Genomic DNA, 15,819 nt, shown 5'->3' with positions numbered 1-15,819 from the left:
GCCCCGCGCTGTGGCACAATGTCCACAGTGCGGGGAGTGGCCGCAACCGTCAGCTGTTCTTCACGCTGACGAGGCGGGGCTTGGCCGCCGGCCGCGTCTTGGCGGCGTGGGTGGCCATGAAGTCGACGATGCGCGGCACGATCTCGGCGCGGAAGCGCGAGCCGTTGAACACGCCATAGTGGCCGACGCGCGACTGGAGGTGATGCCCGCGCATGGAATCGGGGATGTTGACGCACAGATCATGCGTCGCCTGGGTCTGGCCGACGCCGGAGATGTCGTCGTTCTCGCCCTCGACGGTCAGCAGCGCAACGGTGCGCACGGCGGACGGATCGACCGGCTCGCCGCGATGCTTCATCTGGCCCTTGGGCAGGTCGTGGCGCACGAAGACGGTCTCGACCGTCTGGAGATAGAACTCAGCCGTCAGGTCCATGACCGCGAGATACTCGTCGTAGAACTCGCGGTGCTTCTCGGCCGAGTCGCCGTCGTTCTTCACCAGATGCATGAAGAAGTCCTTGTGGGCGATCAGGTGGCGGTCGAGGTTCATGCTCATGAAGCCAGAGAGCTGGAGGAAGCCCGGATAGACCTCGCGCATGAAGCCGGGATTGGGAAATGGCACCGGCATGATGACGTTGTCGCGGAACCACTCGATGCCCTTCTTCTCGGCGAGAAGGTTGACGGCGGTGGGGTTGCGGCGCGTGTCGATCGGGCCGCCCATCAGCGTCATCGAGGCGGGCGAAAGCGGATCGCCGCGCGCCTCCATCAGCGAAACGGCCGACAGGACCGGAACCGAGGGCTGGCATACGGCCATGACATGGGTGTCGGGGCCGAGATGGTGGAACATGCCGATGATGTAGTCGACATAGTCGTCGAGATCGAACCGGCCTTCGGAAAGCGGCACCATGCGCGCGTCGGTCCAGTCGGTGATGTAGACCTCGGCATGCGGCATCATCGCCTCGACCGTCCCGCGCAGCAGCGTTGCGTAGTGGCCGGACATCGGCGCGACGATCAGCAGCTTGGGGTCGGCCCGGCGCGCGCGCGGCAGGTCGCGGCGGAAATGGATCAGGTCGCAGAAGGGGCGCGACCACACGATCCTCTCCTCGACGCCGACCTCGGCGCCGTCGACGGTGGTGGTGGGGAGGTCGAAGGCGGGCTTGCCGTAGCGGCGCGTGGTGCGCTCGAACACTTCGGCCGCCGCCGAGACTGCGCGCCCGACCGGCGTCGCCGAAAGCGGGTTGAGCGGGTTCTGGTAGAAGAGCTTGGTCGCGTCGGCCAGGGCGCGGAAGGGCTGCAAGGCGGCGTGGTTCAGCTCATAGATCTGATAGTACATTCAGTATCCCCGATCCTGCCCCCGGCGGCGACGCATGATCAGCCGGGCAAGGAAAATGCTACGCTGCAAAAGCTAACAGTCTTTTGCTGCCATGCAATAGGCGACAAACGCAATAAAACTACCTTGCCGCCGGTTCCGGATCGTGCCTCGGCAGGCGGTGCAGCATCAGCAGGCGCTCTTTCATATCAACCCCTTGCGGCAGCTCGCGGGCGAAGACGGCGCGCAAGGGTGGCGGCGCGGCCTCGAGCGGCAGCTCGCCGAAGCCGAGGCGCGCATAGAACGGCCGGTTGAACGGGACGAATCGGAAGGTAGTGAGGCTGACGCCGTCGCAGCCGGCCCGTTCCGCGGCCGCGAGCACCGCTCCGACCAGCGCCGCGCCGACGCCGCGCCTGCCATGGGCGGGATCGACCGACAGCTCGCGCAGATGGAAGAAGCCGGCGAGCGGGCCGGCGACGGCGTAGCCGGCGGGTGCGTCGTCGTCCTGAGTGACCGCGACCCAGACCTCGGCGCCGTCGAACAGATGGTGCAGCGCGGCAATACCGGCGAGCGGGGCGTCGGCGATGGCGGGGTAGCCGTGGTCGCGGAACAGGCTTGCTGCGCGGTTCTCTATGCCGAGCAGCGCCGTGTCATCGCCGACGCGACGGGCGCGGATGCTATAGCCTGCCGGCGTGGCCGGAAGATCGACAGTCGCCCTTGCGATGGATCAGTCCTCGAAGCCTTCGACGACGACCATCTCGGCATCGGCGACGGTGACGCGGATCGCCTTGGCGGCCTGGTAGTCGGGCGAGTGGTAGCAGTCGAGCGCGGCCTGCATCGAGGGGAACTCGATCACCACGTTGCGGGCGCGCCCCTGCCCTTCAAGCGCCCGGCAGGCGCCGCCGCGCGCGAGAAACCGCGCGCCGTGCTTCTCGAAGGCGGGCTTGGCGGTCGCGACATAATCCTTGTATCGCTCGGGATCGTTCACATCGACATGGGCGATCCAGTAAGCCTTGGACATGGTCCTCTCCTCCTCATCGGCCGCCGGTCAGGCGGCGGCCTCCATTTCCGACAGGATCGCGGCCGCGGCCGCGCGCCGGTCCGGCGCGGCGACGATCGGCCGGGCGACGACGAGGTGGCTCGCCCCTGCGGCAAGCGCGTCGGCCGGCGTCATCACCCGCTTCTGGTCGCCGCGCTCGGCACCGGCCGGGCGGATGCCCGGCGTCACCACCGCCATGCCCGGTCCGACGATGGCGCGCACGGCGGCTGCCTCGGCGGCCGAGCAGACGATGCCGCCCATGCCGGCCTCCAGGGCCTGCCGCGCCCGGCGCGCGACGAGTTCCCCGGGCGTGGTGTTCGAATAGCCCGCATCGCTGAGGTCGGCCTCGTCCATCGAGGTCAGGACGGTGACGCCGAGCAGGGTGAGGTTCGAGCCGCGCGCGGCCGCGACCGCCGCCCGCATCGCCTTGGGATAGGCATGCAGCGTCAGCATCGAGACGCCGAGCTTTGCCACGCTCTCGACGCCCTCGGCGACGGTGTTGTCGATGTCGAGCAGCTTCATGTCGAGGAAGACGCGCTTGCCCTCGGCGGCGAGGTCGCGGGCGAAGTCCAGCCCGCTGGCGAAGACCAGCCGGTAGCCGATCTTGTAGAAGGAGACGAGGCCGTCGAGCTCGCGCACCGCCCTTTCGGCCTCGGCGAGGGAAGGAAGGTCGAGCCCGACGATCAGCCGTTCGCTTGCGTTGCCCATCTCAGCGCGTCCTTCCCGAAACCAGCCAGGCGCGCTCGATCAGCGCGGCGCAGACCTGGGTCATGGTCTTGCGCAGCCGCTCGGGCACGAACTCGCCATCCTCGTCGAACGCCTCGGCGCCGTTCGGCACCGAAAGCTGCGGCGCGATCACGTCCATCTGGATGTGGGCGAGGATCTGCCGCAGATGCGAGGCCGAGCGGATGCCGGCGAAATGGCCGTTGGAGGACGAGCACAGCGCCACCACCCGGCCGGGAATGGGGCGAAGCGGCTTGCCGCCGTCCTCGCGGACCCGGCTGATCCAGTCGATGGCGTTCTTCAGCAGCGGCGGGACGGAGCCGTTATATTCCGGCGTCGCGATCAGGATGCCGTCATGGGCGACGAACAGGCGCGCGAGCTTCAAGGCATTCTCGGGGATGCCCTTCTCGGCCTCGAGGTCCTCGTCCATGATCGGCAGCGGATAGTCGGCGAGCGAGATGCGGGTGACTTCCGCCCCCTGCTGCGCCAGCTCCTTCTGGGCGATGTCGGCGGTCTTGCCGCTATACGCGCCGGTGCGGATCGACCCGGCGAAGACGAGGATCTTCGGCGTCATTGCGGTTCACGGCTCCCGTTGAGATCGGCTTGTCCTAAGCCGAGGACGGGGCCGTGTCAAAGGCGCGGGGCCTGCCGTCGTCAGGCGGCGGGGCCGCGGCGGTAGATCCACAGCCGGCTCGGCGGGATGTTGCGCAGGATGAAGTCGAAATGCTCGACCGAATAGTTGCCGCGGCCGACGGGAACCGGCGAGACCGGGCCGTAGGTGATCTGCACGATGGGCCGCCCCGGCGGCAGGCGGTCGAGCAGGTCCTCGACATAGGCGACGCGCCTCTCGACGGGGAAGTTGAGCAGCGGCACGCCGGAAACGACCGAATCGAAGACCGTGTCGCGCTGGTCGCCGAGCGTCGTGTCGAGGTCGAAGGCGTCGCCCTGGATGATGTTGACGCCCGGATAGGCGTTGCGCAGGTGGCGGACGAAATCCTCGGAATATTCGATCGACCACAGATTTTCCGGCTTCACCCCGGCCTGAAGAATGGCCTTGGTGATGACGCCCGTTCCCGGCCCGAGCTCCAGCACCGGCAGGCCCGAGGCGGGATTGACCACCGAGGCCATCTTGCGCGCGGTGACGCCGCTGGTCGGCACGATCGCCCCGACGGCGCGCGGCTTGTCCATCCAGCCCTTGAAGAAGCGCAGTTCTTCATCGAAGCGCCGCGCGAGCGACTGGCGAAGCTTGCCGTGGGCCATAAGGATGTCGTCTCCAGAACAGGAAAAGTCGCTTTCCCTACAGTAAACCTTGAAAGCGCCGATTCAAGGGCGGATGTGGAATTTGTGAAGGGCACACCTCGCCGCCGCACACTTTTCCGCGCTCCACCCAGGCGTTTCCTACCGTACCTCACGCGCCGGAGGAATCGAAGAAATCCTTCATCCGGGCGAAGAAGCCGGTCGATTGCGGGTTGTTCTCCTTCGAGGAGATCTTCTCGAACTCCTCCAGCAGCTCGCGCTGGCGGCGCGTCAGGTTCTGCGGCGTCTCGATGGCGACCTGGATGTAGAGATCGCCGATCGACGGCTGGCGCAGCACCGGCATGCCCTTGCCGCGCAGGCGGAACTGCTTGCCGTTCTGGGTGCCTTCGGGAACCTTGACCCGCGTCTGCGAGCCGTCGAGCGTCGTCACCTCGAACGAGCCGCCGAGCGCGGCGGTCGTCATCGAGATCGGCGCCTTGCAGAACAGGTCCGCGCCGTCGCGCTGGAACAGCTCGTGCGGCTTGACCGACAGGAAGATGTAGAGGTCACCCGCCGGGCCGCCGCGATAGCCGGCCTCGCCCTCGCCGGCGAGCCGGATGCGGGTGCCGTCCTCGATGCCGGCGGGAATGTTGACCGAGAGCGAGCGCTCCTCGGTGACCCGCCCCTGGCCGTTGCACTTGCCGCACGGGTCCTGGATGGTCTGGCCGCGGCCCTGGCATTGCGGGCAGGTGCGCTCGATGGAGAAGAACCCTTGCGCGGCGCGGACGCGGCCCGAGCCGGAGCACATGGCGCAGGTGACGGGCTGGGTGCCGGGCCTGGCCCCGGTGCCGGAGCATTCCTCGCACGAGACGGACGCCGGGACGTGAATCTGCGCCGTCTTGCCGGTGAAGGCCTCCTCGAGGGTGATCTCCATATTGTAGCGCAGGTCTGCCCCGCGCTCGCGCCCGCCGGAGGAGCGGCCGCGCCGCCCCATCATCTCGCCGAAGATGTCCTCGAAGATGTCGGCGAAGCCGCCGCCCGCAAAACCGGGGCCGCCCGCGCCGGCGCCGTTCTCGAAGGCGGCATGGCCGAAGCGGTCGTAGGCGGCACGCTTCTGCGGGTCCTTGAGGCACTCATAGGCCTCGTTGATTTCCTTGAACCTGTGCTCGCAGGCCTCGTCGCCGGGGTTGCGATCGGGATGGAACTGCATGGCGAGCTTGCGGAACGCGCTCTTCAGCTCCTTCTCGTCCGCGCCGCGGGCGACACCAAGCGTCTCGTAGAAATCAGCCTTCATGTTGCTTCCTGGGCAATCCGCCTCGGTTCAGGCCCCGATTCGGGCATCGGGCTGGACGTTGTCCACGTCCGACGATTTAGTGAGCCTTGGCCCGATATGCCATAGCCGGCGGGCATCAAACCGCCTTCAAGTGGATAACGAAAACCCGGCGCAAGGCCGGGTTCTCGATCGTGCGGCCCGAACGGATCAGGCGGACTTCTTCTTGTCGCCGTCGTCGTCGATTTCCTCGAAATCGGCGTCGACCACGTCGTCGCCGCCCTTGGCGGCGTCGGAAGCGGCGTCGGCCTCGGCGCTCTCGGCCTGGCTGGCCTCGTACATCGCCTGGCCAAGCTTCATCGAGGCCTCGGCGAGGGCGTTGGACTTCGCCTTGATCTCCTCGACGTCGTCACCCTCGGCGGCCGAGCGCAGCGCGGCGAGCGCGTCCTCGATCGCCTTGCGGTCGTCGGCGGAGACCTTGTCGCCATAGTCCTTCAGCGACTTCTCCGCCGAATGGGCAAGCGCCTCGGCCTGGTTGCGGGCCTCGACCAGCTCGCGCCGCTGCTTGTCCTCGGCCGCGTGCGATTCGGCGTCCCTGACCATTTTGTCGATGTCGGCGTCCGAGAGGCCGCCCGAGGCCTGGATGCGGATCTGGTGCTCCTTGCCGGTGCCCTTGTCCTTGGCCGAGACGTTGACGATGCCGTTGGCGTCGATGTCGAACGTCACCTCGATCTGCGGCACGCCGCGCGGCGCGGGCGGGATGCCGACGAGATCGAACTGGCCGAGCAGCTTGTTGTCGGCCGCCATCTCGCGCTCGCCCTGGAAGACCCGGATCGTCACCGCCGACTGCGAATCCTCGGCGGTCGAGAAGACCTGGCTCTTCTTGGTCGGGATCGTGGTGTTGCGCTCGATCAGGCGCGTGAACACGCCGCCCAGCGTCTCGATGCCCAGCGACAGCGGGGTCACGTCGAGCAGCAGCACGTCCTTGACGTCGCCCTGCAGCACGCCGGCCTGGATGGCCGCGCCCATGGCGACGACCTCGTCCGGGTTGACGCCCTTGTGCGGCTCCTTGCCGAAGAACTGCTTCACGACCTCATGCACCTTGGGCATGCGGGTCATGCCGCCGACGAGGACGACCTCGTCGATCTCGCCGGGCTTCAGCCCCGCATCCTTCAGCGCCGCCTTGCACGGCTCGATGGTGCGCTGGACGAGGTCGTCGACGAGCTGCTCGAACTTGGCGCGCGTCAGCTTCATCGTCAGGTGCTTCGGGCCGGTCTGGTCGGCGGTGATGAAGGGCAGGTTGATCTCGGTCTGCGAGGCGGACGACAGCTCGATCTTGGCCTTCTCGGCCGCTTCCTTCAGGCGCTGGAGCGCGAGCTTGTCGGTCTTGAGATCGATGCCCTGCTCCTTCTTGAACTCGCCCGCCAGATACTCGACGAGGCGCATGTCGAAGTCCTCGCCGCCGAGGAAGGTGTCGCCGTTGGTCGACTTCACCTCGAACACGCCGTCGCCGATCTCCAGCACCGAGATGTCGAAGGTGCCGCCGCCGAGGTCGTAGACCGCGATGGTCTTGCCTTCCTTCTTGTCGAGGCCGTAGGCCAGCGCGGCCGCGGTCGGCTCGTTGATGATGCGCAGCACCTCGAGGCCGGCGATCTTGCCGGCGTCCTTGGTGGCCTGGCGCTGGGCGTCGTTGAAGTAGGCGGGAACGGTGATGACGGCCTTCTCGACCTTTTCACCAAGGTAGGCTTCCGCCGTCTCCTTCATCTTCTGGAGAATCATGGCCGAGATCTGGCTGGGCGACTGCTTCTTGCCGCCGGCCTCGACCCAGGCGTCGCCATTGTCGCCCTTGACGATCTTGTAGGGCACGAGGCCCTTGTCCTTGTCGGTGACCGGGTCGTCATAGCGACGGCCGATCAGGCGCTTGATGGCGAAGAGGGTGTTTTCCGGATTGGTCACCGCCTGCCGCTTGGCGGGCTGGCCGACGAGGCGCTCGCCGTCGTCGGTGAAGGCGACCATCGAAGGCGTGGTGCGCGCGCCTTCCGCATTCTCGATGACCTTGGCGTCCTTGCCGTCCATGACGGCGACGCAGGAATTGGTCGTACCGAGGTCGATACCGATCACTTTGGCCATGTTCATTCTCTCCTTCTGGCAGGCCGTCCATGGACCCTGTAAAGGCGTTCCGGGCGACGGCCCCTCAACTTCTCGATTGGGTCGCGTCCATGGCCGTTGCCGGCAATGCCGCGACTTCGGCGCGTATATAAGAACCGTGCTTTTGCGGCGCAAGCCGGAGCGGGCCGCGATTTGCCACAAAGAGCGTCATCCGGGCGCACCGCCGGCGCGCGGCGTTTCGCCTGCTGCGCCCGGCGGCGTCCCGTGCTATCGGCGCTTCCATCAAACCCGACCGGAGCCGATTTCCGATGCACCGTTTCCTCATCCTCGCCGCGGGCCTTCTCGGCGCGGGCGGCGTCGCCCTCCTCGCCTCGGCCGCCCATGCCGGCGGCGACAACCTCGGCACGGCCGCAGGCTTCATGCTGGCCCATGCGCCGGCACTGCTCGCCGTCGGGCTCGCGGGCCGCCAGTCGGGCGGGCGCATCCTCGCGCCGGCCGCGCTCGTCGTCCTCGCCGGGGTGGCGCTGTTCGCGGGAGACCTGACGCTGCGCGACCTCGCAGGCGAACGGCTGTTCCCGATGGCCGCGCCGACCGGCGGCACGCTGACGATCCTCGGCTGGCTCGGCATCGCCGCTTCGGCCCTCATCCGGCCCGAGCGATAGGGCCGATCAGGGCTTCTCGACGCGGGCGACCTGATAGGTGCGCGAGCCCTCGCCGCGGCCGACCGAGACGTATTCGCCGGTGACGAAGCGTTCCTCGCCGAAGCGGAAGCCGACCTCGTCGTCGCCGTCGTCGCCCTCGACATAGTCGAAATACCACTGGCCGCCGGGCTTGCGGCGCAGCCGGCCGATGCGGTCGTCCTCGCCGGGCCGGAAATGGCGCACGCGGCAATGCTGCTGGTGCGTCTTCCATTCCGCCGCGTCGAGGCGGCCGGCCTCGTCGAGCGGCACGAGAAGGTCGTAGCCCTCGTCCCGGTCGCCCGACGGATGCCCCTTCTCGCGCGCCAGAAGCAGGCGGACATGACGGAATCGCGGCGTCAGGTCTTTCAGTTCGGTCATGTCGGTCTTTCCTCTTCGTTGCGCGTATCGGCCTTTTCTGGCTAGCCGAGTCATGCGCGCAAACCTTGATAAAAATCAATGTCGGGCCACGATGGCGACCTATACTGCACGATAAGCCCTGATTTTCATCGTCGTCGAGGAGGTCGCGATGCCACGCCGAACCGATCCCGCCCCCTATGTTCTTCCCATGGTCCCATCCTGGCCGGAGGCGCTTGCCCTCGGCGAAAGCAGAAAGGCGTTCGCGGTCACTGCGAGGATGCAGGCGCAGTCGATGCAGACCCTTCTGCGCTGGCAGGGCGAATCCCTGTCCTTCCTCGCCCGCCGCAGCGAGGCGGCGGCGCAGTTCCTCGACGATCTCGTCGCCGACGAGGAGTTCAAGGATGCGTTCGACATCACCGCCACCTATATGCAGAACGCCGCGATGGACTGGGTCGGCGAAACCGGGCGGCTTGCCACGCTGGTTCCGCAGATCGCGTCCGAGGCGGCGACGGCGATGAAGGAACAGGCCGACGCCGTGGCCGAGGACATCGCCGCCGCCACGGTGGCGGCGTGAGCCGACCGAACGACGCATCGGGGAGCGCGATGCCGGGTTTGCGCCCTTTCCTGTTCGCGAGCTTCATGGTCGCCGTCCTGCCCTCTCTTGCGCAGGAGTCCGCGGCGCAGGAGGAGGACGCCAACATCGCCTATGGCAGGGCGCTGGTGGAGGCCAACTGCGCCGCCTGCCACGGCATCGACACGGCCGACGAGAGCCGCCATCCCGACGCGCCGCCCTTCCGCACGCTCTGGGAACGCTACCCGATCGACGCGCTAGAGGAATCCTTCGTCGAAGGCATCGCCACCGGCCATCCGGACATGCCGCAATTCACAGCCACGCCCGAACAGATCGCAGCCATTCTCGACTATATCGCCAGCCTCCAGCCCTGAGGCGGCTGCTTTCATCCAAGGAGAATCTCCCGTGAAGCTTCAGGCCTTTCTTCCCCTCGTCACCTACACCGACCCCAACAGCGACGCGGTCGCGGCGAACGCGACGGCGGTGGCGGCGCTGCTCGGCGCGGATCTCGGCGTGCTCGCGGTCAACGTCACCATCCCGCAGGTGTCGAACGCGCTGTCGCGCTTCCTCATCGACGTGCCGGACATGATCCGGCAGGCCGAGACCACGAGCCGCAAGCACGGCGAGCGGCTGATCGCGGCGGTCGAGGAAGCGGGCAAGGCGGCCGGCGTCGCGGTGAGCGCCGAGACGATCGCCGAGAGCCAGCCGCTCCTGTCGGCGACCGCGGCGCTGCAAGCCCGCTACCACGACATCGTCCTCATCGGCCTCGAAACCGACAACCCGACCTCGCGCACGACGGCCGAATCGGTGGTGTTCGGCTCCGGTCGCCCGGTGGTGCTCCTGCCGGAGACGGTCGACGCCGGCGCGTTCGACCATGTCGCCATCGCCTGGGACGGCAGCCGGGTCGCGGCGCGCGCCGCGGCCGACGCCCGCCCCTTCCTCGCCCGCGCGAAGAAAGTCAGCGTGCTGACCGTGGCCGACGAGAAGAAGCTCGTGGTCGAGGACGGCGCGCGGCTGGCCGAGAGCCTGCGCCGCGGCGGCATCGAGGCCGAGGCGGCGGTGCTGCACGGCAAGGGCGCGGCCGTCGCCAGGACCTTGCAGGACGGCGCGAAGGAGCGCGGCTGCGGCCTGCTCGTCATGGGCGGCTACGGCCATTCGCGCGTGCGCGACTTCGTGATGGGCGGAGCGACCGAAGGCGTCCTCAAATCGCTGTCGATGCCTGTCATGCTCTCGCATTAATCGTCGGCTACGCGGAGCCGATCAAGGAGTGAGCGAAATGAACGACTTCCAGAACAAGGTCGCGATCGTCACCGGAGCCGGCTCGGGAATCGGCGCGGCGATCGCCAGGGAACTGGCCGAGCGCGGCGCGGTGGTCATCGCCGCCGATCTCGACTTGACCGCCGCGCAGGACGTGGCAAGCGAGATTCGCGGCGACGGCGGCCGGGCGCATGCCATCGAGGTCGACGTCGCCGATCCGGCGGCGGCGGAACGGCTGGTCGAGTTCGCCGTCGAGACCGGCGGCGGCCTGCACCTGGCCGTCAACAATGCCGGCATCGGCGGCCCCAACGAGCAGGTTGCCGACTACCCGCTCGACGGCTGGAGAAAGGTGATCGACGTCAACCTCAACGGCGTGTTCTACGGCATGAAGTACCAGATCGCGGCGATGCTGAAGGCCGGCGGCGGCGCAATCGTCAACGTCTCGTCGATCCTCGGCTCGGTCGGCTGGGCCGGCGCGTCGGCCTATGTCACGGCCAAGCACGGGCTGATCGGCCTGACCAAGACCGCCGCCATCGAATATGCGCAGGCCGGCGTGCGGATCAACGCGGTCGGCCCCGCCTTCATCGACACGCCGCTCCTGTCGAAGAACCTCGACGAGGAGACGCTGGGCCAACTCGCCGGGCTGCATCCCGTCGGTCGGCTCGGCACGTCGGAGGAGGTATCGGCGCTGACCTGCTTCCTCCTGTCCGACAGGGCCGGCTTCATCACCGGCAGCTACCATCTGGTCGACGGCGGCTACACCGCGCGCTGAAATGTGTCGTCAGCGGCTGGCGGCAGTTTCCTCCAGCAGCCAGTCGCGGAACAGGGCGAGCGGCCGGTGGGCGTCGCGATCCCCCGGCCAGCACAGATAGTAGGCTTCGTCGCCGCTGTGCGGCAGGGGCAGCGCCTCGACGATCCGGCCCTCGCGCAGCTCCTCCTCGAACAGGAAATCGGGAAGCAGCGCGACGCCGAGCCCGGCGGCGGCGGCCTCGAACAGGGTCGAGAACTGGTCGAACAGCATGCCCTGGACGGCCCGGTCGTCGACGCCGTAGCGGCGCATCCAGTGCTCCCAGGCGTCGGGCCGGGTGGTCAGGTGCAGGAGCGGCGCCCTGCGGATGTCGGCCGGCGCGCGGAAGTCGTGGCGCGCGGCAAGCTCCGGCGCGCAGACCGGGATCACCGTCTCCCCACGCAAGAGCTCCATATCGACGCCCGTCCATTGCGGGGCGCCGAAATAGATCGCGGCGTCGATCACGTCCTGCCTGAAATCGAACTGCGTGAGCCGGCTCAATATGTTGAGGCTGACCTGCGGGTGGCGCGCAAGAAAGCGCGGAACGCGCGGCACCAGCCAGCGCGCGCCGAAGGTCGGCGGCACGGCCAGCGTCAGCGTCCCGCCGGCCGGGTTGGCCAGGAGGTTCAGCGAGGCGTTGGAGATCTTGCCGAGCGCGTCGCGGATCTCGCGCGCATAGACCTGCCCGCCGAGGGTAAGGCGTATCTTCTGCTTCTCGCGGACGAAGAGCTCGACGCCGAGCTGGCCCTCCAGCGCCTTGATCTGGCGCGACACCGCCGACTGCGTCAGCGACAATTCGCTCGCGGCCTGGGTGATCGAGCCGGTTCGCGCGGCCGCCTCGAAGGCGGCAAGGAGCGGAAGCGAGGGAAGGAACCGTCGTGGCGCGCGAATGGGCATTACCGTCTGGCATGATGTCTTGAAAAAGGCTCGTTAGCCTAGCTCACGGCCTTGCGGGAAGAAAGGGGCGGGAAGAAAGGGCCGGCACGTCCGCGGCCCGACCGACACGAGGTCTCGACGATGCAGAACGATCCGCGCTCGCATGGACTGTGGGAAAAGACCGCGCCGGCCGCGCCCGCGACATCGGTGCTGGAGGGCGAGCGCGCCGTCGAAGTCGCGGTGATCGGCGCGGGCTATACGGGGCTTTCCACCGCGCTCCATCTCGCCGAGAAGGGCATAGAGGCGGCCGTCGTCGAGGCGGCGGAGATCGGCTTCGGCGGGGCGGGGCGCAATGTCGGCCTCGTCAACGCCGGCATGTGGGTGATGCCGCGCGACCTCGTCGCCACGCTGGGCGACGACTACGGCAACCGGCTGCTCGACTTCCTCGGCGCCGGCCCCGCCTATGTCTGGGACATGGTGGCCCGGCACGGGATCGAGTGCGAGGCCAACCCGGTCGGCACGCTGCATGCGGGGGTCGGCCGCGCCGGCTTCGAGGAGCTCGCCGAGCGCGAGCGCCAGTGGAAGATGCGCGGCGCGCCGGTCGAGCTCATCGGCAAGGCCGACGCGGCCATGATGCTCGGCACGGATTTCTACGAGGGCGCGCTTCTCGACCGCCGCGCCGGCACCATCCAGCCGCTGGCCTACGCCCGCGGCCTTGCCCGCGCGGCCGTGGCGCTGGGCGTGACGATCCACACTCGATCCCCGGCGACGGCGCTGGAGCGCACCGGGGCGGGATGGCGCGTGCGGACGCGGAAAGGCGCGCTCGCCGCGCGCAAGGTGGTGTTCGCGACCGACGCCTATACCAGGCTCCTGAAGGAGGAGATCACCCGCGAGCAGGTGTTCCTGCCCTATTTCAACATGGCGACCCCGCCGCTGCCCGGCAATCTCGTGCGCACGATCCTGCCCGGCCGCCAGGGCGTATGGGACACCAAGGAAGTGCTGCTGTCCTTCCGCTACGACGCGCGCGACCGGCTGGTGTTCGGCTCGGTCGGCGCGTTGCGCAACACCGGCGCCGCCATCCACCGCGCCTGGGCGAAACGGGCGCTGCGCCGGTTCTTTCCGCAGCTCGGCCCATGGCTCGGCACGGTCGGGTTCGAGGACGAGTGGTACGGCACGATCGGCATGACCGCCGACAACCTGCCGCGCTTCCACCGACTGGAGGACGGCGACTATACCTTCTGCGGCTACAACGGCCGCGGCATCGCACCCGGCACGGTGTTCGGCCGCGCCATGGCAGAGTTCCTCGCCGGCGAGACGGCGCAGGACGCCCTGCCGCTGCCGCTGACCGAGCCGCGCGCCGTACCTCTGCGCGGGTTGCGCTCGGCCTTCTACGAGGCCGGCGCGCAACTGGTGCACCTGGCAGAGGCTCGGGTTCCGAGCCGCCGCGGATCGTCGCGCAACTAAACACCGCGACGGTTTTATTTCTTGTTCGAGGCGATCCTCATTCCCGTTGCTTGAGGCAGCGTGATCCGGTACTACGCTTTCAAGCATGGTATCGAAGACGAACAAGATCGGAGTGGACGTCAACGCCTTGCAGACACAGGCTTTCGGCCCTTTTTTCGCGTTGAACCGATGCTGCGCTACGTCCTGATCTTCCTCATCGATCTCACCGCCGCGGCCTGCGCGTTCATGGCGGCGTATCTGACGAGCCACGGCTATCCGTGGGCGCTCAACGTGCCGGCGCTGGAAGAAAAGCTTGCCGGCTTCGCGCTGGCCGCCGCGTTCGCCTTCGCCGTGTTCTCGCCCTATCGCGTGTCGTGGCGCTACGTCTCCACGCCCGACCTGGTGACGATCCTCAAATCGGCGCTGCTGGCGGTGGCGGTCTATACGATCGGCGCCTTCCTGCTGACACGCGGGGACAACGTGCCCCGCTCTGTGCCGGTGCTGACCCTGATCTACATGACCGTGGCGATGGTCGGCATGCGGATCAGCTACCGCCTCGCGCTCGAATATTCCCGGCGGCTGCCCAAGACCTCCGGCGCCAGGCGGGCGGCCGGCCATCCCATCCTGCTGTGCGGGCTATCCGACAAGGCGGAGAGCTTCATCCGCGCCAGCCGGCGCAGGCCGGGCAGCACGTTCTGGGTCGCCGGCATCATCGACGATTCGCGCATCAATCTCGGCAGGACCGTCCAGGGCGTGACGGTGCTGGGGTCCCTCAAGGACCTGAAGGCGGTGCTCGAAAAGCTCCACGGCCAGGGCATCGACGTCAAGGAGCTGATCGTGACGGAGCCGTCGCCGTCGCGCAAGCGCCTGATGCACATCCTGACGCAGGCGAGCAGCTACGGCATGAAGGTGCTGCAGATTCCCGGCGTCACCGACATGGAGGCCGTCACCAGCAAGAACATCCTCGAGCCGAGGCCGATCGAGCTGAGCGACCTCCTCCTGCGCTCGGAAGTCAACATCAAGCCGGACGAGGCGATATCGCTGATCCGGGACAGGGTGGTGCTGACGACGGGCGCCGGCGGCTCGATCGGCTCGGAGCTGTGCCGGCAGATCGCGGCCTTCGCCCCGCGCCGCCTCATCATCACCGACAGCTCGGAATTCCTGCTCTACACCATCGACACCGAGCTTCGCGACAAATACCCGGACCTCGACATCGTCACCCGCATCGTCGACGTGCGCGATGCGGAGCGCGTGGCGCGGATATTCTCGCGGATCGAGCCCGACATCGTGTTCCACGCCGCGGCGCTGAAGCACGTGCCGCTGACGGAGGACAACCCGCTCGAGGCGATCAAGACCAACGTGCTGGGAACCCGCAACGTCGCCGACGCGGCGCGGGCGAGCGGCGTCTCGTCCTTCGTCCTGATCTCGACCGACAAGGCGGTCAATCCGAGCAGCATCATGGGGGCGACCAAGCGGGCGGCCGAGGCCTATTGCCAGGCGCTCGACATGATCTGCGACAAGACGCGGTTCAAGACCGTGCGCTTCGGCAACGTCCTGGGCTCGAGCGGATCGGTGACGCTGCTGTTCCAGAACCAGATCGCCGCGGGCGGCCCGGTCACGGTCACGCATCCCGACATCGTGCGCTACTTCATGACCATTCCGGAGGCGATCAGCCTGATCCTCTACGCGTCCGCCCATTCGGACCTGCACAAGACCGGGCGCGGCAAGGTCATCGTGCTCGACATGGGCGAGCCGGTGCGCATCGTCGACCTCGCCGAGCGCATGATCCAGCTCGCGGGGCTGAAGCCCTATGTCGACATCGACATCGTCTTCACCCGGCTCCGCCCCGGCGAGAAGCTGCACGAGGAGCTGTTCCACGCGCACGAGGTGAGGGAGGGGCACACCGAGGAAGGCTACGTCGTCGCCTCGCCGCGCGTCATCGAATGGCACCTCCTCAACCGGACCTTCGACGAGATCGCGGCCTGCGCCGCCAGGGAGGACAGGGCGCGGGCCATCGCGCTCCTGTCCCACGCCATCCCCGAGACCCGCAACGGCGCGACGACGCCGGCGGCCCCCGCCTCCCTTCCGGCCAAGAAAGCGGAAACGCCGCGCGGCTCGTGACGCGGCGGCGGCCAGGCCGGAGGCGCGGCCATGGGCTATCCCGCCCC

General features: G+C 68.1%; 17 protein-coding genes. 7 read left to right on the top strand and 10 right to left on the bottom strand.

Features of this window, described 5'->3' with window-relative positions:
- Positions 1 to 49: 49 nt before the first annotated feature.
- The 8 genes from M9945_RS05530 to dnaK all read right to left on the bottom strand — a co-directional run bounded on the left by M9945_RS05530 (position 50) and on the right by dnaK (position 7,701).
- On the bottom strand, positions 50 to 1,327 hold the full coding sequence (locus tag M9945_RS05530; RefSeq protein ID WP_367943742.1) for a polyhydroxyalkanoate depolymerase: 1,278 nt from the start codon (positions 1,325 to 1,327) through the stop codon (positions 50 to 52).
- 118 nt (positions 1,328 to 1,445) lie between these two features.
- On the bottom strand, positions 1,446 to 1,847 hold the full coding sequence (locus M9945_RS05525; protein ID WP_367944770.1) for a GNAT family N-acetyltransferase: 402 nt from the start codon (positions 1,845 to 1,847) through the stop codon (positions 1,446 to 1,448).
- Positions 1,848 to 2,030: 183 nt separating this feature from the next.
- Entirely contained in the window at positions 2,031 to 2,324 is a 294-nt protein-coding gene (locus tag M9945_RS05520) for a DUF1330 domain-containing protein (RefSeq protein WP_367943741.1), read from the bottom strand.
- Between the two features lie 27 nt (positions 2,325 to 2,351).
- A complete protein-coding gene (gene pyrF, locus M9945_RS05515; RefSeq protein WP_367943740.1) occupies positions 2,352 to 3,050 on the bottom strand; it encodes an orotidine-5'-phosphate decarboxylase in 699 nt (232 codons plus the stop codon).
- A 1-nt stretch (position 3,051) separates the two neighbouring features.
- On the bottom strand, positions 3,052 to 3,639 hold the full coding sequence (locus M9945_RS05510; protein ID WP_367943739.1) for an NADPH-dependent FMN reductase: 588 nt from the start codon (positions 3,637 to 3,639) through the stop codon (positions 3,052 to 3,054).
- An 80-nt stretch (positions 3,640 to 3,719) separates the two neighbouring features.
- Positions 3,720 to 4,325, bottom strand: a complete 606-nt coding sequence (gene pmtA / locus M9945_RS05505; protein ID WP_367943738.1) for a phospholipid N-methyltransferase PmtA — start codon at positions 4,323 to 4,325, stop codon at positions 3,720 to 3,722.
- A gap of 148 nt (positions 4,326 to 4,473) precedes the next feature.
- Positions 4,474 to 5,595: a molecular chaperone DnaJ gene (dnaJ, locus tag M9945_RS05500; RefSeq protein WP_367943737.1), complete on the bottom strand. Its 1,122-nt coding sequence runs from the start codon at positions 5,593 to 5,595 to the stop codon at positions 4,474 to 4,476.
- A gap of 186 nt (positions 5,596 to 5,781) precedes the next feature.
- The gene (dnaK, locus tag M9945_RS05495; RefSeq protein ID WP_367943736.1) at positions 5,782 to 7,701 is read right to left on the bottom strand and encodes a molecular chaperone DnaK; all 1,920 of its coding nucleotides are present in this window, start codon (positions 7,699 to 7,701) and stop codon (positions 5,782 to 5,784) included.
- 287 nt (positions 7,702 to 7,988) lie between these two features.
- On the opposite strand from dnaK, the gene M9945_RS05490 reads away from it, so the two are divergent.
- Positions 7,989 to 8,342 carry a DUF423 domain-containing protein gene (locus M9945_RS05490; RefSeq protein WP_367943735.1) on the top strand — a complete coding sequence of 118 codons (354 nt, stop codon included), beginning with the start codon at positions 7,989 to 7,991 and terminating at the stop codon, positions 8,340 to 8,342.
- Between the two features lie 6 nt (positions 8,343 to 8,348).
- Here M9945_RS05490 and M9945_RS05485 read toward each other — a convergent pair whose 3' ends face one another.
- Positions 8,349 to 8,738 carry a hypothetical protein gene (locus M9945_RS05485; RefSeq protein WP_367930279.1) on the bottom strand — a complete coding sequence of 130 codons (390 nt, stop codon included), beginning with the start codon at positions 8,736 to 8,738 and terminating at the stop codon, positions 8,349 to 8,351.
- Positions 8,739 to 9,009: 271 nt separating this feature from the next.
- On the opposite strand from M9945_RS05485, the gene M9945_RS05480 reads away from it, so the two are divergent.
- From M9945_RS05480 to M9945_RS05465, 4 genes are read left to right on the top strand one after another with little or no spacing between them, the layout of a single operon-like run.
- Complete coding sequence (locus M9945_RS05480) at positions 9,010 to 9,291, top strand: phasin family protein (RefSeq protein WP_367943734.1); 282 nt, start codon at positions 9,010 to 9,012, stop codon at positions 9,289 to 9,291.
- Positions 9,292 to 9,320: 29 nt separating this feature from the next.
- Positions 9,321 to 9,662, top strand: a complete 342-nt coding sequence (locus M9945_RS05475) for a cytochrome c (RefSeq protein WP_367943733.1) — start codon at positions 9,321 to 9,323, stop codon at positions 9,660 to 9,662.
- 31 nt (positions 9,663 to 9,693) lie between these two features.
- Positions 9,694 to 10,527, top strand: coding sequence for a universal stress protein (locus M9945_RS05470; protein ID WP_367943732.1), 834 nt, complete (start codon positions 9,694 to 9,696; stop codon positions 10,525 to 10,527).
- Positions 10,528 to 10,564: 37 nt separating this feature from the next.
- Complete coding sequence (locus M9945_RS05465) at positions 10,565 to 11,317, top strand: SDR family NAD(P)-dependent oxidoreductase (RefSeq protein ID WP_367943731.1); 753 nt, start codon at positions 10,565 to 10,567, stop codon at positions 11,315 to 11,317.
- A 9-nt stretch (positions 11,318 to 11,326) separates the two neighbouring features.
- Here the strand turns inward: M9945_RS05465 and M9945_RS05460 are convergent, their stop codons facing one another.
- A complete protein-coding gene (locus tag M9945_RS05460) occupies positions 11,327 to 12,229 on the bottom strand; it encodes a LysR family transcriptional regulator (RefSeq protein ID WP_367943730.1) in 903 nt (300 codons plus the stop codon).
- Between the two features lie 120 nt (positions 12,230 to 12,349).
- On the opposite strand from M9945_RS05460, the gene M9945_RS05455 reads away from it, so the two are divergent.
- Positions 12,350 to 13,672 (top strand): NAD(P)/FAD-dependent oxidoreductase, encoded by a 1,323-nt coding sequence (locus M9945_RS05455; protein ID WP_367943729.1) that lies wholly within the window; start codon positions 12,350 to 12,352, stop codon positions 13,670 to 13,672.
- Between the two features lie 168 nt (positions 13,673 to 13,840).
- Positions 13,841 to 15,772 carry a polysaccharide biosynthesis protein gene (locus M9945_RS05450; protein WP_367943728.1) on the top strand — a complete coding sequence of 644 codons (1,932 nt, stop codon included), beginning with the start codon at positions 13,841 to 13,843 and terminating at the stop codon, positions 15,770 to 15,772.
- Positions 15,773 to 15,819 lie beyond the last annotated feature (47 nt).

The organism is Aquamicrobium sp., from assembly GCF_023954335.1.
GTDB lineage: Bacteria > Pseudomonadota > Alphaproteobacteria > Rhizobiales > Rhizobiaceae > Aerobium.
This window is presented reverse-complemented; position numbering and strand designations above follow the sequence as displayed.